This is a genomic window from Occallatibacter sp. (genome assembly GCF_049802275.1).
Taxonomy (GTDB): Bacteria; Acidobacteriota; Terriglobia; order Terriglobales; family Acidobacteriaceae; genus Telmatobacter.
Window position 1 is genome coordinate 1 of sequence record NZ_JBARMD010000279.1, and the last position, 18599, is coordinate 18599.

The 18599-nt window shown below is 58.6% G+C and carries 14 protein-coding genes; 9 read left to right on the forward strand and 5 right to left on the reverse strand.

The window, feature by feature from the left end:
- On the forward strand, nucleotides 1-282 hold a 282-nt coding region (gene purN / locus WA354_RS09590; protein ID WP_472812785.1), incomplete at its 5' end, for a phosphoribosylglycinamide formyltransferase.
- A gap of 75 nt (nucleotides 283-357) precedes the next feature.
- On the opposite strand, the gene WA354_RS09595 is transcribed toward purN, so the two are convergent.
- The 3 genes from WA354_RS09595 to WA354_RS09605 all read right to left on the reverse strand — a co-directional run bounded on the left by WA354_RS09595 (nucleotide 358) and on the right by WA354_RS09605 (nucleotide 2955).
- Nucleotides 358-912, reverse strand: coding sequence for a DUF4136 domain-containing protein (locus WA354_RS09595; protein WP_472812786.1), 555 nt, complete (start codon nucleotides 910-912; stop codon nucleotides 358-360).
- 171 nt (nucleotides 913-1083) lie between these two features.
- Nucleotides 1084-2274, reverse strand: a complete 1191-nt coding sequence (locus WA354_RS09600) for a BaiN/RdsA family NAD(P)/FAD-dependent oxidoreductase (RefSeq protein WP_472812787.1) — start codon at nucleotides 2272-2274, stop codon at nucleotides 1084-1086.
- Nucleotides 2275-2340: 66 nt separating this feature from the next.
- Nucleotides 2341-2955 carry a hypothetical protein gene (locus WA354_RS09605; protein ID WP_472812788.1) on the reverse strand — a complete coding sequence of 205 codons (615 nt, stop codon included), beginning with the start codon at nucleotides 2953-2955 and terminating at the stop codon, nucleotides 2341-2343.
- A 41-nt stretch (nucleotides 2956-2996) separates the two neighbouring features.
- Between WA354_RS09605 and WA354_RS09610 the strand changes: the two genes are divergently transcribed.
- Together WA354_RS09610 and lepB are read left to right on the forward strand one after the other, a co-directional pair.
- Nucleotides 2997-4406 carry an isoprenoid biosynthesis enzyme family protein gene (locus tag WA354_RS09610; protein ID WP_472812789.1) on the forward strand — a complete coding sequence of 470 codons (1410 nt, stop codon included), beginning with the start codon at nucleotides 2997-2999 and terminating at the stop codon, nucleotides 4404-4406.
- Between the two features lie 138 nt (nucleotides 4407-4544).
- Nucleotides 4545-5384, forward strand: coding sequence for a signal peptidase I (gene lepB / locus WA354_RS09615; RefSeq protein ID WP_472812790.1), 840 nt, complete (start codon nucleotides 4545-4547; stop codon nucleotides 5382-5384).
- Here lepB and WA354_RS09620 read toward each other — a convergent pair.
- A complete protein-coding gene (locus WA354_RS09620; protein WP_472812791.1) occupies nucleotides 5381-6772 on the reverse strand; it encodes a CCA tRNA nucleotidyltransferase in 1392 nt (463 codons plus the stop codon). The two genes, lepB and WA354_RS09620, sit on opposite strands and share 4 nt — an antisense overlap.
- Before the next feature lie 60 nt (nucleotides 6773-6832).
- On the opposite strand from WA354_RS09620, the gene tsaD reads away from it, so the two are divergent.
- The 3 genes from tsaD to WA354_RS09635 all read left to right on the forward strand — a co-directional run bounded on the left by tsaD (nucleotide 6833) and on the right by WA354_RS09635 (nucleotide 14890).
- Nucleotides 6833-8026, forward strand: coding sequence for a tRNA (adenosine(37)-N6)-threonylcarbamoyltransferase complex transferase subunit TsaD (gene tsaD, locus WA354_RS09625; protein ID WP_472812792.1), 1194 nt, complete (start codon nucleotides 6833-6835; stop codon nucleotides 8024-8026).
- A gap of 569 nt (nucleotides 8027-8595) precedes the next feature.
- Nucleotides 8596-12126: a TonB-dependent receptor gene (locus WA354_RS09630; RefSeq protein WP_472812793.1), complete on the forward strand. Its 3531-nt coding sequence runs from the start codon at nucleotides 8596-8598 to the stop codon at nucleotides 12124-12126.
- Nucleotides 12127-12421: 295 nt separating this feature from the next.
- Nucleotides 12422-14890 carry an ABC transporter permease gene (locus WA354_RS09635; RefSeq protein WP_472812794.1) on the forward strand — a complete coding sequence of 823 codons (2469 nt, stop codon included), beginning with the start codon at nucleotides 12422-12424 and terminating at the stop codon, nucleotides 14888-14890.
- A gap of 5 nt (nucleotides 14891-14895) precedes the next feature.
- On the opposite strand, the gene WA354_RS09640 is transcribed toward WA354_RS09635, so the two are convergent.
- Nucleotides 14896-15675, reverse strand: coding sequence for a methyltransferase domain-containing protein (locus WA354_RS09640; protein ID WP_472812795.1), 780 nt, complete (start codon nucleotides 15673-15675; stop codon nucleotides 14896-14898).
- Nucleotides 15676-15828: 153 nt separating this feature from the next.
- Between WA354_RS09640 and cysS the strand changes: the two genes are divergently transcribed.
- From cysS to WA354_RS09655, 3 genes are read left to right on the forward strand one after another with little or no spacing between them, the layout of a single operon-like run.
- Nucleotides 15829-17307: a cysteine--tRNA ligase gene (cysS, locus tag WA354_RS09645; protein ID WP_472812807.1), complete on the forward strand. Its 1479-nt coding sequence runs from the start codon at nucleotides 15829-15831 to the stop codon at nucleotides 17305-17307.
- Nucleotides 17304-17894, forward strand: a complete 591-nt coding sequence (locus WA354_RS09650) for a DUF4337 domain-containing protein (protein ID WP_472812796.1) — start codon at nucleotides 17304-17306, stop codon at nucleotides 17892-17894. The genes cysS and WA354_RS09650 overlap by 4 nt, the downstream gene beginning before the upstream one ends.
- A 59-nt stretch (nucleotides 17895-17953) precedes the next feature.
- Nucleotides 17954-18595 (forward strand): hypothetical protein, encoded by a 642-nt coding sequence (locus WA354_RS09655; protein WP_472812797.1) that lies wholly within the window; start codon nucleotides 17954-17956, stop codon nucleotides 18593-18595.
- Nucleotides 18596-18599: the final 4 nt, after the last annotated feature.

Genomic DNA, 18599 nt, shown 5'->3' on the forward strand with positions numbered 1-18599 from the left:
ATCCACCCCTCGCTACTGCCCGCGTTTCCCGGCCTCGACGCCCAGCAGCAAGCCTTCGACTACGGCGTAAAAATCGCCGGCTGCACCGTTCACTTTGTCGACGAACATCTCGACCACGGTGCCATCATCCTCCAGCGCGCCATTCCCGTCCTCGAAACCGACGACGCGCACTCCCTCGCCGAGCGCATCCTCGTCGAAGAGCACATCGCCTACACTGAGGCCATCAATCGCGTAGCCAGCGGCGAATACGAAATCCGCGGACGCCATTACGCAAAGCGCTGATCACCCAGATCAGGTGGCCTTCAAGGAAAAGGGGATCGTCGTATACCAACGCAGCAGAAATGAGAAGTGCTTCGCTTATTTGGCTTTCGGCGGGAACTCCGACAGCAGCTTATCGATCGCTGCGCCGACTTTTTGCAGCGACTGGTCCGGCTTCTGCGCGTCGAGTTTCTGCTCAACCATGCCCGACCAGACCTCCTTGTTCATCGCCCGGTCGATCATGTCCACTTTGAGAGTCCCTCTTGGCTGGGGCTTCCCCGCGGATCCGGGTGGCGGCTTGAATCCCGCCCAGAGCAGCACGTCGACTTGCGGCGCCTGGCAATTCGCACAAGTATCAGAAAGCGGATTTACACCGGATTCCAGACCGTAGTCCAGGCTCCCGCCCGCGACCACGATGAGATCGCCGTCCTTCTCCACGCTCACAAGCCCCTTCGATTCAATCCCATTTCTGATCGAACCTACCACCGAGTGGTAAAGAAGCGGCCTGGCGTTCGGCTCAGGGGGTACCTTCAATGTGTAGGTTTTGTATTTTGAGAAATCGATGCTCTTGTCGTATCCCACCTTGACCTTCTGCGCAAAACAGCAAGGAATGGATAACGTCACAACGATCAGAAGAACTTGGAGCTTTCTCATGTCAGAACTCATCAGGCCTCACTCCGGCGAAACTTGGAACACCAATCGCAAGAAGTCTAGGTTGCCGCACCCCGTTTCGACACTGGCAGAACTGCCAGTCCGATTGCTGGCTGGCAAATCCCGTAATCCCATTAATTCTGCGAGGAACATCCTTCCCGCTGGAGTTAAAAGCTAAAGATTGGAAGCCGCAGCCACCGCTGATGCCCAGGCCCACTGGAAATTGAACCCGCCCAAATGACCGGTTACATCGACGCCCTCGCCGATGAAGTACAGGCCCGGAACGGTGCGCGCCTCCATAGTTTTCGAATCAAGTTCAGCCGTATCCACGCCACCCGCCGTTACCTCGGCCTTCTCGAATCCTTCTGTCCCTGAAGGCCGAAACTCCCAGCCGCGCACCCGTCGCTCGGCGGCTTCGATTGCCGCATTCGACCACCCTTCCGGGGCGCCTGCCTCCGCCAGTTGAGCGGCCAGCCTCTGGGGCAGCACATCGCGCAGCGCCTGTTTCAAGGCAAGCGCATCGCGCCTCGCACCTCGCTCGAGCAGAGATGCCAGCAGACTCGACTTCCCGTTAAGGTCGGGCGCAAAGTCGACTTGAATGGCCTCTCCCGGCCGCCAATACGACGAAGCCTGCAGCACCGCCGGCCCACTCAACCCGCGATGCGTGACGAGCAACTTTTCGCGGAACATCGGACCTCGATTCGCATGCGCGATCACATCCGCGGAGACTCCGGCCAACTCGGTCCAGCTCTTCTCAGCCCCCGCAAGCAGCAAAGGGACCAGCGCGGGCCGGGGTTGAATCACCTTCAACCCGAATTGCCGCGCCAGGTCGTATGCGAGTCCGGTTGCGCCCATCTTCGGAATCGACAATCCGCCGGTAGCAATGACGAGAGCACCGGCCGTGAACTCGCCCGCCGGGCAGCCGACACGGAATTCGCCGGAAGTGCTCTCGACACGAACGCCGCGCACGTTCATCCGAATGTCCACCTGGCCGCGCTCGCACTCCACCAGCAGCATGTCCACGATCTGGCGCGCGGAGTGGTCGCAGAAGAGCTGGCCCAACGTCTTTTCGTGCCACCGGATGCCGTAGCGCTCCACCAGTTCGAGAAAGTGCCGCGGCTGGTAAAGCGCCAGCGCAGATTTCGCGAAATGCGGATTCTCGGAGATGAAGTTGGCAGGCATGCAGTGAATATTGGTGAAGTTGCATCGTCCGCCGCCCGAGATCAGGATCTTGCGGCCGGGCTGCGCATTGTGTTCGAGCAACAGCACCCGACATCCGCGTTGGCCGGCAACCGCAGCGCACATCAATCCGGCGGCGCCCGCCCCCAGCACGATCAAATCGAATTTACGCGTTTCGCTCGGCACCCTTTCATTGTCGCCGAGCGATCCGCGACGGAGGAATGCGTTGAATTGCCGCTCAATGGCAGCGGTCTATTTCGCCGCCTTCATCTTCTCCTCAATACCATTCACGAGATCCACGGCTTCGGTGAGCCCGATCTTCTGGCTCGCGCGCACCAGTTCGATCGCATCCACTTTCCGTCCCTGCTTCAGCAGCGATTGGATCGAATTTTCATCGACACCGGCGTCAGGCATCTCTACGTTTTCGACGTGGAGGAATTCGGAAATCTCCGCCTTCAGCGCCTCATAATGCGGTCGATTACCGGCGTACACATCCGACATCGGCACCGTCTTGTCCGACGTCAGGATCGTCAAGCGATAGGTAAGCGTTCCATGCTCAGCCGCCGCACTGGCTTCGATTCCAATGCCCTTGATTTCGCTGAATGCAATCATCCCTCTCGCCGCCTTGAACGCACGACGGCGCCACCACGTCGCCTGCTGCTTTGCCGCATCGAATACGACCACTTCCTTGCGCCAGAACAGAAAGGCACAAAGCACAAAGAAGCCGGTGACCCAGAGTCCGCTCTGCCGGCCGTGCGCAATCGATATGTAGACCACCGGAACAGCAGCGCACAGGAGCAACACCGACACCCAGATACTGCTGTCGACCAATGCCAGTTCCGTGTTCGTCTTGCGGCTGACGTGCATTCAGCCAATATGCCACGAAACCGCCCGCCCGCAGCAATCATTTGCCTATTCCGCCTGACGACAGTCGCTGGAACCGTTTGATCGCGCAATCCGTAATTCTTGGTGACATGGAGCGTCACTACAACTGGGCGTGGGTCGAATCCTCGGTCTCCGCGGCCATTGCGGAGTGGAATACCTGCGCTGGTTCGCCAACCCCAAACGCCCCCCGCTTTAGCGGGCAGGAGCAGGCGAAAAAAGAGAAGGCCTACGACAATGCGCTGCGCGCCGTTGAAGGCGAGGCAAAATACTCTGGCCGCGGTTGCGCAGAGCGCAAGGAGGCACAACGCCGTATCGTTGCGATCTTCCCCCGGTTTGCATCAGTTGCACTTGGCTTGGAAGATGAAGCCATCCACCTGCTCACCGACGGTTTTATGCCAGTCGGTACCCAGTTTGCGCAATGGGCAAAGCGCTTCGATCCAGGTCTATCCATCGCCGACACGATCCAGGCCTGTCGCAATGCCTGGACGGTATGCGGAATTCAGCCCCTGCTCGGCGATCGGATGGAAATGACACCCGCGATCATCGGCTACAGCCTCCTGTATCCCTACAGCGACAACTATCTCGATTCCACAAATATCTCGCGAGAACGAAAGCTCGCATTCAGCGGACGCTTTCGCGACCGCCTGTGCGGGTTGCAACTCGCACCACACGATCCGCATGAGACTGCGGTGTGGGCCATGGTGCGATTGATTGAAGAGCAGTTTCCACGACAACACTTCCCGCGTGTGTATGAGAGCCTGCTGGCCATTCACCAGGCACAGGAAAACAGCATGGCGCAGCTCAAGGGGGCCCGAACCGCGAGTGACGCCGAGTTGCTGCGGCTGAGTTGCGCGAAGGGCGGCACATCAGTACTCGCGGACGCGTGTCTCGCACACGGATCTCTCAGCGACGCAGAGGCCCGATTCGCCTTTGACTGGGGCATGCTGCTCCAGCTTGGCGACGATCTGCAGGATGTGCAGGGCGATCTGAAACAGGGCTCTGCGACTTTGTTTACCAGCTCTGCGGCCGCCGAGTTGCCGCTCGACAATCTTGTCCGGCAGCTCCTCACATTCAGCGAGCGCGTCGCCGATCAGATTGACCTGTTGCCGCACGGAGAAGCCTCGCTCAAGCAGCTGCTGCGTATGAGCTGGCGGTCGCTGATCCTGATGGCGGTGGCTCGCTCGCCGCGCTATTTCACTCCTGTATTTCTTGCCGAATTGGAGCCTGCTTCTCAATTCCGATTCGGCTTCCTGCGTGCCCGGCACAAGCGGCTGGCAGGCAGGCGCGGACTCTACAAGATTCTGTTCGAATCGTTCCTGGACTCCTCTGACGCCGACCTCACGCACTTGCCGCGGCCCGAGAATTGGCTGGCGCTCGCTCTCCGTCCGGATTGCCCAGACCGAATTAAGAAAGCTGTGGGCTCACTGGCCTAAGGCAGTTTGGCCGATGCAGCGAAGCGTGTTCGGCCCAGCGGATCCGGATCCAGCACCAGAGTTCCTTCAGCTCGCCATCACTGTCGTTGCGATACAGTAGGTTCATCTCACAGGAGCAGCTTTACCGGGAGCAATGGGATGACGAAGAGACGTGATCGCGAATCAGTGCCCGAACCGCAAGTATCGGCGTCCGGCGAGTCCGCGAAAGAGACTCCCCTCGAAGCGCTGGCCGGCATCTGTTCGGTGCTGGTGATTGGGCTCTTCGTCCTGGAATTCCTCTGTCAGAACATGGTCATCCCCTCGGGCTCCATGGAGAAAACCCTGCTCATCGGCGACCACCTGCTCGTCGATCACATCACCTTCAGCCCGGCCAGCCCCTGGATGCCGCTCGTTCATCACCGCGATCCGCAGCGCGGGGACATCGTCGTCTTCCTTCGCCCTGCACCCGAGCCCGAGCCCGACGCCGATGGCAATCCCGTCTATCTCACCCTCGTGAAGCGCCTCATCGGCATGCCCGGCGATCACATCCATCTGCGCGACGGAACCGTGTTCATCAACGGCGTCGCGCAACCGCTGCCTACCGAGGGGATCGAAACACCGCCCCTGCCGCCCAGCGAGCGCGCTTATGTGGATGACTTTCCCTCGGTGTTGCCTACCGTGGAAGACTCGCACGGTGCCGTAACTCCGTGGGTGGTCGACCTGCCCAATCACATCGAGAACGGCGACCTCGTCGTGCCACCAGGCAAATACTTCATGATGGGCGATCACCGCCACGCCAGCCTCGATTCGCGATTCTGGGGCTTTGTGCCGCGCGAGAACGTCCTGGGCCGGCCTCTCTTTAATTACTGGTCCTTCAAGACACCTCACGATCAGGAGGACAAGAAAGGACTTGTGAACCAAGTCGCATGGATGGCGCATGTTGCTTTGCATTTCTTTACCGATACGCGCTGGAGCCGAACGCTGCACCGCGTTCGCTAGCTCGCAGATGGCGAGCCAAACTTTTCGCGCAACAACGTCATGGCTTGCTCTGGCGTTGTGATCGCACCCTCCAGTTGCGCATCCTCGATTGCATGCAGCATCTCCTTGAAAAGGGGTCCCGGCGTATAGCCGGCAGCAATCAATTCGCGCCCGGTCAGCAGTGGCATTGGGCGGATCTCTTCTTCGGGAAGCGTTTCATAGCGCTCGCGAACCAAGTTCCATATCTCCAGATTGCGGTGCGCGGCGAGGCAATCCATGCGATGCAGCGCCAGATGTTCCGGAAAATTTTCCAAGCGGAAGAATCGCTTCAACGTCGAGGCCTTCATGCGCGGCGCATCGGCGAAGCGCATATGATTCTCGATCAACGCAAGAATCTGCTGCGTTTCTTCGTTCGAGAGACGAAAGCGCCGGCAGATCTCCGCGCCCATGGCGACGCCCACCTCCACATGTCCGTCGAAACGAATGCGGTCCGGGGCCTCGCGATAGGTCGGCGGCTTGCCAACGTCGTGGAGCAGTGCGCCCCAGGCCAGCGTCATAGCGCAGCCAGGCTCGAGCTGCTCCAGCAACATCAGTGTGTGGATCCACACGTCGCCCTCGGGATGATACTGCGGAGGCTGCGCGACACCCTTCATCCTTGAGACTTCGGGAAGAATCTGCACAAGGAGATCCGTTTCATCCAGAATCTCGAACGCTCGGCGCGCATGGCCCTCGGTCAACATCTTTGTCAGCTCTTCGCGGATGCGTTCGCGGCTTACGGCATGAATGCGCGCGGCAAGTTTGCGTATCGCAGCCAGCGTTGCTGGCTCTATCTTGAATCCAAATCGCGCAGCGAAACGTACCGCGCGCAACAACCGAAGCTGGTCTTCTTCAAAGCGTTTTTCGGGGCGACCAATGGCGCGAATCACACCCGCATCGAGATCGTCCAGTCCCCCAACATAGTCGATGACTTCAGAACGAATATCGTCTGATTCGCGCAGTGGATCCAACAGCAACCCGTTGATGGTGAAGTCGCGGCGTTCCACGTCTTCCGCGGCGGTTTTCGTATAGAGCACCTCATCGGGATGTCGCCCGTCGGAGTACACGCCGTCCGAACGGAACGTTGCAACCTCTGTCACGCACCGTTCTTCGACCGATCCGTCCTCGCACCCGGCAGCGATGCCAGATGCGACCAGCACGACACCAAAGTGCGCGCCAACCGCAAAGGTACGGGGGAACATGTCCAGAACAATGTCCGGCATCGCCGAAGTCGCGACGTCATAGTCTTCGGGCTCGCGCCTGAGCAGCAGATCGCGCACGCATCCGCCGGCGAGATAGGCCTCGTGTCCCGCTGCGCGAAGCGTTCTGATAATCTCCAAGGCTGCTTCGAATTGGGCCGATTGGGGCATCATCTCCTTGCTTCGAGAATAGTCCGTCTCAGTCGCCACATTCGAGGCCGTTAGACTTGAAGTATGTCCCGTGGACTCATCCTCGGCATTGAATCCTCCTGCGACGAGACGGCGGCCGCTGTTGTCGAGCGCGGGGCGCGCACGCTGTCGTCGGTAGTTGCCTCGCAGATTGCAACCCACCTTCGCTATGGCGGAGTCGTTCCGGAGCTTGCCAGCCGCGAACATCTGCGGGCCATTGTGCCGGTGGTTCGTGCAGCGCTCGCCGAGGCCGGCGTTACGCTCGCCGATCTCGATGCCATCGCCGTGACTTCCGGGCCGGGCCTGGCGGGGGCACTCCTGGTCGGCATCATGTACGCCAAGGGTCTCGCCTTCGCACAAGGACTGCCCCTGATCGCCGTGAACCACCTCGAGGGCCACATCCACGCGGTGCTGCTGCAGGAGCGGTCTTCGGTGGAAGGGCAGCGTGCTCAAATTGACGAGGCAGCTTTAGCGCTCGTGGTCTCCGGCGGCCATACGCATCTGTATCTCGCCGAGCCCACCGACGGCACCTGGCACTATTCGCTGATCGGCCGCACGCTTGACGATGCGGCGGGTGAAGCCTACGACAAAGTTGCGAAGTTGCTTGGTCTCGGCTATCCGGGCGGCCCATGGATCGATGCGCTGTCCCGCTTCGGCGATCCGCATGCCGTTCCGTTTGCTTTTGCGCAGATCAAGCCCAAAACTCACCTCGGTGGTAAGCCTCCGCGCACCAAGGCGGCCAGGACCGCGCCGATCGCCGCGCTCGATCCTCATTTTCTCTTCTCTTTCTCAGGAATCAAGACGGCCGTGCTGCGCTATGTCGAGCTGCACGGATTGCGCGACGAAGCTGCTGCCCGCGTTCCGCGCATGCTCGCGGCAGGGCGCCCGCCCCAGACGAAGGATGACGCTCTCGCGCTATGTCCCCAACCGACGCTCGATCTGATCGCCAGCTTCCAACATGCCGTGATCGGCGACCTGATGAAGAAGACCTTCGCCGCAGCCGAATCACTCGACGCCGGGCGCATCCTTGTCACCGGCGGCGTTGCCGCAAACAGTGAATTGCGCGAACGCTTCACCGCCGAAGCGACACGACGCGAAATTCGCATTGCCTTCCCCACTCTGGCACTCTCGACAGACAACGCGGCGATGATTGCTGCGGCGGCATGGCCCAGGTTGGTGGCGAGTGAGTTTGCCGAACCAAGCCTGACGGCGGATCCTTCACTGGCGCTTGGCTCCTGAATCCGGGAATACACCATATTCCGCGAGCAAATTTCCTGATTGCTTCCCGTTTGCGAATCCATGGCGACCAACTCCCCGCGTGAGGACCTACGAGTTTCTGTATTTCCTTTTCGTGCTTTTTCTTCTCAAGCGATAGCCTTCGGCTAACAGTCCCCCGTTGCTGCACTCTCGTCCCTCATTGACTGCCGTCCATCACGGTTTCGAAAATAGAGTAGGCGAGTGCGCTGAAAAATCCGCAATTCAACATGATTCTGCCTTTCTCTCGCGAGACAGAATCTCTCCGTACTGACGCAGTCAGTCTGCTCGTCCCATTCTGGCGCGCTTCCAACTGCATATGCCCGCCGTTCGTCACACTCATCGCCTTTCGAGGTCAGGGCGGACCTGCATTTGCACTTCCCGGCGCAGAGTCGGCCCTGGCTTATTGCGGACACGACTTGCTTTCGGTGCGCTTGCATCACTCGGCTTGCCCCTCATGGAACGAAATTCCGGCGGCCTTGAACGGATTGCTGTCACAGGAGTTCCCCAACGCTTTGCGCTCCCCTCGGGAGCGTCGACAGAGAGGCATAGCGATGAAAAATACTCTGCAGATCCTGGCGTCAATCGGAGTTCTGGCTCTGGCCCTGTTCGGTACAACCAAATTGTCAGCGCAAGTGGAGACAGGCCAGCTGGCCGGAACCGTTACAGACCCTCTGGGCGCTGTCATCCCCGGTGCCGCAGTGACCGTGCGAAACATTGCCACCAATGCCGTCCGGAATGAGACCACCTCAGAAAATGGCGCGTACAAAGTGGCGGACCTCGAGCCTTCTACCTATGAAGTCACGATCAAGTCCACGAATTTTCAGCCATACACCGCCAAGGTGCAAATCACTGTCGGCGGACACGTAACCCTTGATGCCAAACTCTCTGTAAGCAGCAGCACCACACAGGTAGAAGTAGTCGGAGAGGGCGGTTCACAGGTCAATACGCAGACCCAGGAACTTTCGCAAATCGTAAATGAAGAGCAAATAGCCCGCCTGCCGAGCCTCACCCGCAATCCTTACGACTTCGTTGCGTTGTCCGGCAACATCTCGTCCGGCGATAGTTCGTCGAGTGGCGATTCGAGATCGAACAACACTTATCAGAACGGGCCCAGCTCGACGCGCGCCGTGGGGTTCAGCATCAACGGCCAGCGAGCCAGCGGCACTGAGGTCCTGCTCGACGGCGTAGAAAATATCTCCGTCTTCGCCGACGGCATCGGGGTGTATGTTCCGGTCGATGCGGTGCGGGAATTTCGTGTGACTACCAGCAACTTTGAAGCCCAGTACGGCCGCGCATCCGGTGGCATCGTGAATGTCTCCACCAAAGCTGGATCGAACGCATTTCACGGCGGCCTGTGGGAGTTCAATCGCATCGCAGCCTACACCTCTAACACCGAGACAAACGACCAGATCAATTCTGCATTTCTGGCCCAGGGCGGAAGCGGTGCGCTTCCGGCGCCAAAAGGTCAGTACACGCGCAATCAATTTGGCTTTGCGGTTGGAGGCCCGATTCTGAAGGACAAGCTCTTCTTCTTCGGCAGCACCGAATGGATCCGCGTACGCAGCGGCGCTACTCTCACCGCTGCCGTACCGACACCAGAATTTCTGGCGCTAACCGCGTCCAACAGCCAGGACTTCTTTAGCAATTATGGAGGCGGCAAGCAGTTCACATTTACCAGGACCTATCTGTCTGGCCCCGCGGGAATCGGTTCGTTCAATGGAGTCCCGGACGGCACGCCGGTATTTGGACAGGTGTCGTTCACCGCGCCTGCCAACGCTGGGGGTGGCGTGCCTCAGAATACGTACAACATTGTCGGCCGCGTCGATTACGGGCTCAGCGCAAAGACGCAGATGTTTTTCCGATATGTGAACTACGATGAGGTCGATGAATCCGGCGGCATCTTCGCCTCACCCTATCCGCAGTACAATGTCGGCCAGACGTTTCAAGACACCGCATATCTCCTGAGTGCTTCTCACATCTTCAATCCGAGCGTCATCACCAGCACCAAGCTGAGCTTCAGCCGCCTGAATTCCTTTCAGACTTATGACACCAAGCTGCAGAACACCCCGGTTCTCATCACGTCGGTGAATGCACAAGTTCCTGGAACCTCCACCTTTATCCAGTTGCCGGGCTTCTTCGATGAGAATCCCGCTGTCGGCGGCCTGCCTTTTGGCGGACCACAGAACACCATTCAATGGAATCAGGACCTCAATTGGACCAAGGGAAATCACTCGATGCAGTTTGGCGGCCAGCTCCTCTACATCCAGGACAACCAGGCCTATGGTGCATTCGCGCAGGCTACCGAGCAATTGGGAGCCACCGCTGCTGCCGGCATACAGAATCTTGTCGACGGCGTTCTCACAAACTTTCAAGCTGCAGTCAATGCCGCCGGCAGCCTTCCTTGCGTTAGAAACCCGTATACCGGCGCGCTGACTCAGACAGCCGGCTGCTCAATCAACCTGCCCGCGACGTCGCCTTCTTTTGCCCGCAGCGATCGCTTCCATGACTGGGCCGCCTACGGCCAGGACTCGTACAGAATGATGCCGAAGCTCACCCTGAACTTAGGTGTTCGCTACGAGTACTACGGCGTGCAGCACAACAACAATCGGAACCTTGACTCAAACTACTACTACGGTCCGGGTTCGGACTACTACCAGCAAATTCGCAGCGGACAGGTATTCACAACCCCGGATAGTCCAATTGGCGGGCTATGGAAGCCGCAGTACGGTACAGTGTCGCCCCGCGTCGGGTTCGCCTATGACCTATTCGGGAATGGCAGGACCTCCCTTCGAGGCGGATACGGCATCAGCTATGAGCGCAACTTTGGAAATGTCACCTTTAACGTGATTCAAAATCCGCCAAGTTATGCCGTCATTGTGCTGAATGGAACCCCTGTAACCAGTTCCAATACTGGTCCGCTGTCTGGCACCTCAGGCAGCGTGCCCCTTCCTCCCACCAGCCTGCGCAACGTAGACGAGAACATCCGCACCGCACAGACGCAGTTCTACAGCATGGCGCTGGAACATCAGCTGGCGACGAACACAATGCTGTCGATTCAATATGCGGGCGCACGCGGAATCCATCTCTATGACATCAAGAACATTAACGGCCTGGGGAGCGGGAACGTTTTTGCCGGTGATCCACTCAGCGATGGAAATGGCAATGTGGGTCTGACCCGCCTGAACAACCAATACTCAAACATCAACAATCGCGGTTCAAACGGCGACTCTTACTACCAGGCGATGAATATTCAGTTCCAGGCTACCAACCTGTATCACTCATCCTTCAGCGTGGTGGCCAACTACACGCTCGCCCATGCAACTGATGAATTGAGCACAGCGTTCTCTGAGACTAACAACGCGTTCTTCCTTCTTGGTTACATGAATCCTTTCCATCCCTCCCTCGATTACGGCAATGGCGATCTCGACATACGGCATCGGCTCGTTATCGCGCCCATCTACAGCACGCCATTTTTTGCCAACGGCCATGGCGCAGTGAAGCAGGCACTTTTCGGCTGGCAGATATCCGGCATCTACTCAGTCCGTACCGGAACACCATTCCCGTATTTCGACAGCACCAACGATTCCCAGGCAGGACAGGGTTATAACGTCCCCCGCTATACGCCTGCCACGCCCATCTCCAACCACACCTTCAAGTCAACAAATGGAGCAGATGGCGGAGGACAAAATGCGTACGTTATCGGCAACCTCCCGGCGGCAGTTTCATTCACGAATCCGAACCTCGCCATACCCGGTTTCCCGGACGGCATCTCTGACTGGGGCCCCTATCCTGCGAACATGACAGCGCGCAATTCATTTCGCGGCCCCGGCGCGTGGAATCTCGACGCTGCGGTCAGCAAGACGTTTCCGATTCACGAACGTATGAATCTTCTTTTCCGTGCGGAAGGGTTTGACGTTTTCAATCACCACAACCTCTACATTCAGGAGAGTCTGGACGACGTCGCAAACACCGGCTATGGAGCTCCGCTTCCCATCACTGCATCGAAAGGCGGCATCGGCAACAACGGTGGCGCCAACGACGAGCGCCGGTTTGGTCAGTTCTCCCTGTCGATCAACTTCTAATCGAATAGGGCCACTCTATTGCCGTTGAGGAACGGTCATTGGAGTGGCCCAAGTCGCCGCAAAACGATCTTTCAGCAATGGCCGACCTGTGAGTTGATGCCAAATCTCCCATGCGTACGCTGCAGGGAGATTTACTTTGCCTGCCCGTTGCTGAGTTAGTTGCAGAATTGCCGTCATTCGTCACAAAATGCATCCCAAACACACCCTCAGCTGCGGAACCTATCAATAAGGCGCTGCGTAGCGTCTGAAAGGTGCACAACGCTGCTCCTGCCCTGCGCCGCCCGGAGGATCGACCGTGACTTCCTTCTTCAGCCAACTCAAGCAAATTGTGCGCAGGCTATGGCGCGCACCCGTCTTCACCGTGATCACGCTGATTACGCTTGCCGCTGGTGTGGGCGCCAACATCGCAGTGTTCAGCGTTGTAGAGGGTGTCCTGTTGAAGCCGCTGCCCTACCCGCATCCCGAATCATTGGTGGGGGTCTGGCACACGGCCCCGGGACTGAATATCGATGACGTGAATATGGCGCCGTCCAACTACTTTATTTATCGCGAGCAGAACCGGACATTTGAAGACATCGGGATCTACCAGGGAGACTCGGTCAGCGTTACCGGGCAGGGCAACCCCGAACAGGTGCAGGCGCTCGATGTGACCGATGGCGTTCTTCCGATTCTCGGCCTCACGCCGTTTCTGGGCCGCTGGTTCAATCGCGCCGATGATAGCCCGGGCGGCCCAGACACGTTGATGCTCAGCTATGACTATTGGCAGAGCCGATTCGGCGCCGATCGGTCCATCGTGGGACGAACCATTCGGGTCGACGGCAAAGCGCGCCAGGTCATCGGTGTGATGCCCAGGGAATTCCGCTTTCTCGATTGGGAGCAGCCCTCCATCTTCTTGCCTCTTCGTCTCGATCGAGGCAAAACCACGCTCGGCCAGTTCAGTTATGAAGGCGTTGCCCGGTTGCGGCCAGGAGTCACTTTGCAGGCGGCGAACGCCGACGTGGCGCGGTTGTGGCCCATTGTCCTCAGCAGCTTTCCCGCTCCCCCGGGATTCAGTATCGACCTCTTCCAAAAGGCGCGCATAGGGCCAAATGTTCGGCCGCTCACCCAGGATGTGATCGGCGACGTGGGCAAGCTGCTTTGGGTGCTGATGGGCAGCATTGGAGTCGTGTTGTTGATTGCCTGCGCCAACGTTGCAAACCTGCTGCTGGTGCGTGCCGAAGGGCGCCACCAGGAACTGTCGGTGTGTGCGGCCCTTGGGGCAAGTCCGTGGCGGATCGCCAAGCAATTTCTGATGGAGAGCGCAGTGCTGGGTGTGTCGGGCAGCGCGTTGGGGCTCGTGCTCGCCTGGGGCGCCCTGCGCCTGTTGATCGCGCTCGGTCCCGCCAGCCTGCCACGACTGCACGACATCGGAATCGACCTGAACGTCCTGGTCTTCACGCTGGGCGTGGCACTGTTCTGCAGTCTGCTCTTCGGTTCAATTCCCGCACTAAGATATGCCGGCACGCTGACGGGAACGGGTCTGCGCGGGAGCCGGACAACAAGCCAGGGCCGCGAGCGCCATCGCACGCGTAACACTCTGGTCGTGATCCAGGTAAGCCTCGCGTTCGTCCTGTTGATCTGCTCGGGGTTGATGATCCGAACCTTCCGCGCACTTATCCACGTCGATGCCGGATACGATACGGCCGCGAAAATCCAAACCGTGCGGCTCGGCATTCCCGAAGCGGACGTGCCAAAAGACGACGATGTTCTTCGCATGCAGCAGGCCATCGCCCAGAAGATCGCCGCAGTTCCGGGTGTCGAATCGGTAAGCTTCGGCGGCTCAGTTCCCATGGATGGAAACGGGTGGCATGACCCGGTGTATGCGCAGGACAGAAGCTATGCTGGCAACGCAATGCCGCCATTGCGCGAATTCGTCTTCGGTGCCCCGGGCTTTCTGAAGACCCTTGGCATCCCCTTGGTTGCGGGGCGGGACTTCACATGGGACGAGGCTTTCCAGAAGTTGCCCGTAGGTATCGTCAGCGAGAACTTCGCGCGCGAATACTGGGGTACTCCGGCCAATGCGCTCGGCAAACATATTAGGGTGAGCACCAAGGATGATTGGCGCGAGATCGTCGGGGTCATAGGCGATGTGCACCACGATGGCATGGGCAAGGATGCGCCAACGGTCGCCTATTGGCCCACGTTGCTCTCTCACTTCGAGAGCGACATGTTCAACGTCAGGCGCTTCGTGGTATTTGCGATTCGCACTCCGCGTGCTGGTTCCGAAAGCCTGCTGAAGGATGTGCGCCAGGCGGTCTGGTCGGTGGATGCGAACCTTCCCCTCACGAGCCTGCACACCCAGGATTACTACTACCAGAAGTCGATCTCGCGGACCTCCTTTACCCTGGTGATGCTGGCGATTGCAGCCGCCATCGCTTTGCTGCTGGGAATCGTGGGCCTCTACGGCGTGATTGCGTATTCAGCATCGCAGCGCACGCGCGAGATCGGCATTCGCATTGCGCTTGGAGCGCAACGTAACACCATTACCACGATGTTTGTGCGTCAGGGACTGGCGCTTGCCGGGGGCGGCATAGGGTGCGGATTGCTGCTCGCGTTCGCAGCGACCAGGTTCCTGAAGTCACTGCTCTTCCACGTGAGCCCCGTGGATCCCGTCACATACGTGCTGGCGTGTATCTCTTTGTGCGGAGCGGCCTGTCTAGCCAGCTACATCCCCTCGAGACGGACGTCGAGGGTGAATCCCGTGGACGCATTGCGCGCGGAATAGGGATGTTACGGCTTGCGAAACGTGAGGCAGTACAACTTGCCACCGCAGATTTCCTTCGCCGTAATGTTCTTCATCTCGCTGGGAACGAGATCAACGGGGCACTTCACCTTTTCAGTTCCCGGTCCAAAACCATTTCGAACCACCGGCGTTCGCTGGTAGTTTTCGCGGATGGTCCTTTCGGTCTCGTCGACAATCACGATCTTGGTACCGGATTTGGCCACCCAGATCATCTCCTTGATCGCCCGAACCTTGTCTGTAAAAAAGTTGATGCCGCCCACGTGGAAGACGCAATCGAATGCCTCAACCTTGAAGGGAAGGCGCTCGGCCTCCGCCTGGAAGATGTGCGCCTGCCGCTTCCACTTGAGCAGGTTGCGCTGGCACTTCTTCAGCATTCCCCAGGAGATGTCGACGCCGTAGAAGTCAATGTCCTGGGGCAGAAAACGCAGATTCGCGCCCGTTCCCACTGAAGTCTCAAGCACTCGGGCGTTTGGCCTCAACTCCAGTTCGCTGATGAAATCGAGCCGGTAGTTCGGCTTGCGCGTGAACCAGTGATAGAGCCGCTCGGCCAGATCGTAGCCAGGCGCAATCCGATCGTAGAGTAACTGGTATTTCAGATTTGAACCCGTCACCGTGCTGACAAACAGAGGGATGCCCTCTCGGATCGGGTATATGCGGCCGGTTGCCGTGTTGCGCAGGTTATGGCCGGACATCTCCAGCGCGAAGCGCGTGTCCGGATCGCAAAGTAAAGATAAGGCGTTGTCTTCCATCGCACGGCGGGCGCACACACGCCGCCTTGCAGCAAGAATACGCCGCTGGCAAGGTCACTCTTCCGCCACAAAGGTAACCAGAATCCCACCCGTAATCCCCACTGCTACAATCGGAAAGACGATTTGGCCCCGATTTTGACCCGAAATATGAGTCCCCCGCCCGCCCCATCCATGCCTCTGCGCCTGTTCAATACCCTTTCCGGACAAGTGGACGAGCTTGTCCCCATGGACGGGAAGGAACTACGCATGTACGCATGCGGACCCACGGTCTACGACTACGGGCATATCGGCAATTTCAGAACCTTCCTTGAAATCGACGTTTTGCGCCGCTTTCTGAAGCTGACGGGAATGCCGATGCGCCACGTCATGAACATCACCGACGTCGACGACAAGATCATCCGCAACGCCGCCGCGGCTGGGGTGCCCATCGGCGAATACACACCGAAATATGTCGATGCGTTTTTCGAGGATCTGGAAGCACTCGGAGTGGAGCGGCCCGAGATCATTGCCCGGGCTACCGAGAACATCCCCCGCATGGTCGAGCTGATTGAGAAACTGGCCGCCGCCGGTGCTGCTTATCGTACCGACGATGGCTCCTGGTACTTTCGCCTGAAATCATTCCCCGAGTACGGCAAGCTCAGCAAAAAGGACCTGAGCGGGATGGAAGACGGCGCTCGCGTGGACGTGGACGAATACGAGAAGGATTCAGCTCGCGACTTCGCGCTTTGGAAAGCATCGAAGCCCGGCGAGACATCGTGGGACACGCCGATCGGGCGCGGCCGACCCGGCTGGCACATCGAGTGCTCGGCCATGTCGATGAACTTCCTCGGCGACAGCTTCGATTTGCATGCCGGCGGCGAAGACCTGATGTTTCCGCACCATGAGAACGAGATTGCGCAGAGCGAAAGCGTCACGCACAAGCCGCTGGCGCATCACTGGATGCACGTGCGGTTTCTCCTGGTGGACGGACGCAAGATGTCGAAGAGCGAGGGAAACTTCTATACTCTTCGCGACTTGCTGTTGAAAGGCTACAAGGCTTCGGCGATCCGACTGGCATTAATCTCGGTGCCCTACCGCCATCAGCTTAACTTCACGTTCGATGGACTTGTAGATGCGACGGCCGCGATTGACCGCTTGCGCACATTCCACTCCCGCCTGGTAAAGAGCGCTTTTCCTGCCGGCGAAAATCCCGAGATTCAAGCCGCAGCGAAGAAGGCTCACGAGGAATACATGGCCGCGCTCGCCAATGATCTCAACACCGCGGAGGCGCGCGCACCAATCTTCGACCTCATCCGTCTTTCCAATACGGCGATGGACCAGGGCAAGTTTTACCAGGCCGATCGCGGTGCGGTGCAAGAGGTACTTGCCAATTTTGATGCGGTTTTCGCGGTCATCGAAGATCGCGATACAGAGCCGACGCGGCGCGCCATTGCCTGGGCCGAGAAGGAAGGCCGCATCGCCGATGTTGCACCGGAACTGCTTGCGCAGCAGTCGCTGACAGATGATGCCATCGACGCGCTGCTGGCGGAGCGCGACCAAGCGAAGAAGCGCCGCGACTTTGCGCGCGCCGATCAGATACGCAAAGAGCTGACGGAAAAAGGCATCATCATCGAAGATTCGAAAGATGGCGTACGCTGGAAAAGGAAATGACGCTGCCCCGCGAATTCCGGCACAAGGGAGGACTTCCTCACGTGGAAGCCAATGAAGTACAGGAATTAAAAGAACACGCTGAACACGGATCAAGCGAATCCGGCTTGCGACCGGTTGCCTTTACGATGAGCGTCCTGGCTGTGATGGTGGCCGTAATGACGGTGCTCGGGCATCGCACCCACACCGAAGCCGTGCTCGACCAGAACAGGGCGACGGACAGGTGGAATGAATATCAGGCCCACAAGATTCGCTCGAATGACACCGCGCTGATGTCCGACTTGCTGAGCGTAGTCACTGTGACCGACAAAAATGCCGCTGACAAGCTCGCCAAATCCTACGCCGATCATCAGGGCAAATGGGCGGATGACCTGAAGAAATCGATGGATGAGGCGGTCGCCCTTGAAGCGGAAGTGAAGAACGCTGAAATACGCGCTGCTCGCTTTGATCTCTCCGAGGCATTGCTCGAGATCGGGCTCGTCATCACCTCAGTCACGCTGCTCACGCGCAGCCGCAGATACTGGTATCTCGGCATCGGTTTCGCGGTCTGTGGCATCGCTTCGGCGATCTCGGTGCTCATGCTGAAGTGACAACACCATCCTGGCGTTGAGTAACGCAGCCTCAGGCATCGTGGTAGACTTGCCGCGAAATGACTGTTCGCAATTTTGTACCTATACTTCTTCTGATTGCCGCGCCTTTGCTCGCGCAGGCGCCTGCCGTTTCCTCTCTTTCCAATCAGGACTTCGGTTTCACCTATCACCTCCCGGCCGGTTGGGATCCGATCGACACGCAAGCGACACTTCCTGAAGTGAAGAAGCGCCAAATGGAAACCGCGAAGACCGAAGATGAGAAAAAAGAGATCGCCTGCGTTCAGATTCCCATCAGCGCCCGCCGCGGAGCACCTCCATCTTTTCTTGCGGCCATGGCGTTGCCCTTCGATTGCTTTGGGCAGATCATGACGGAGAAGGACTTGCCTGGCTTCGCAGAAGGAAGCTCCGAAGGCCCCAGGGCAATCTTCGACTTTGCCGATCCCGTTTATGGGTCCTACTCCATGGGCAGTCACCACATCTGGATCGAACGCGCCAAGGGAAATCCCAAGGGCCACCCAGAAATGCCATACACCCTGGAAATCGCATGCAGTCTGCTGAAGAAGGCCGCCGTATGCTGGATGACCGTGGCTGGAGATGATCAGTCGCTGAAGGAATTTGAAGGAGGCGCGATCACCCTGGATGGAGACTTCTTTCCAGAGCTTGTTCCTGCAACTGCATTCGAAAAGAAGCCGGCGTCATAGAAAA

What these genes read in the sequence shown, in the direction of transcription:
- WA354_RS09595 (WP_472812786.1), bottom strand. Translation starts at nt 912, where the DNA reads ATGAGAAAGCTCCAAGTTCTTCTGATCGTTGTGACGTTATCCATTCCT.
- WA354_RS09605 (WP_472812788.1), bottom strand. Translation starts at nt 2,955, where the DNA reads ATGCACGTCAGCCGCAAGACGAACACGGAACTGGCATTGGTCGACAGC.
- lepB (WP_472812790.1), top strand. Translation starts at nt 4,545, where the DNA reads ATGACGAAGAGACGTGATCGCGAATCAGTGCCCGAACCGCAAGTATCG.
- WA354_RS09620 (WP_472812791.1), bottom strand. Translation starts at nt 6,772, where the DNA reads ATGATGCCCCAATCGGCCCAATTCGAAGCAGCCTTGGAGATTATCAGA.
- tsaD (WP_472812792.1), top strand. Translation starts at nt 6,833, where the DNA reads ATGTCCCGTGGACTCATCCTCGGCATTGAATCCTCCTGCGACGAGACG.
- WA354_RS09630 (WP_472812793.1), top strand. Translation starts at nt 8,596, where the DNA reads ATGAAAAATACTCTGCAGATCCTGGCGTCAATCGGAGTTCTGGCTCTG.
- cysS (WP_472812807.1), top strand. Translation starts at nt 15,829, where the DNA reads ATGCCTCTGCGCCTGTTCAATACCCTTTCCGGACAAGTGGACGAGCTT.
- WA354_RS09650 (WP_472812796.1), top strand. Translation starts at nt 17,304, where the DNA reads ATGACGCTGCCCCGCGAATTCCGGCACAAGGGAGGACTTCCTCACGTG.
- WA354_RS09655 (WP_472812797.1), top strand. Translation starts at nt 17,954, where the DNA reads ATGACTGTTCGCAATTTTGTACCTATACTTCTTCTGATTGCCGCGCCT.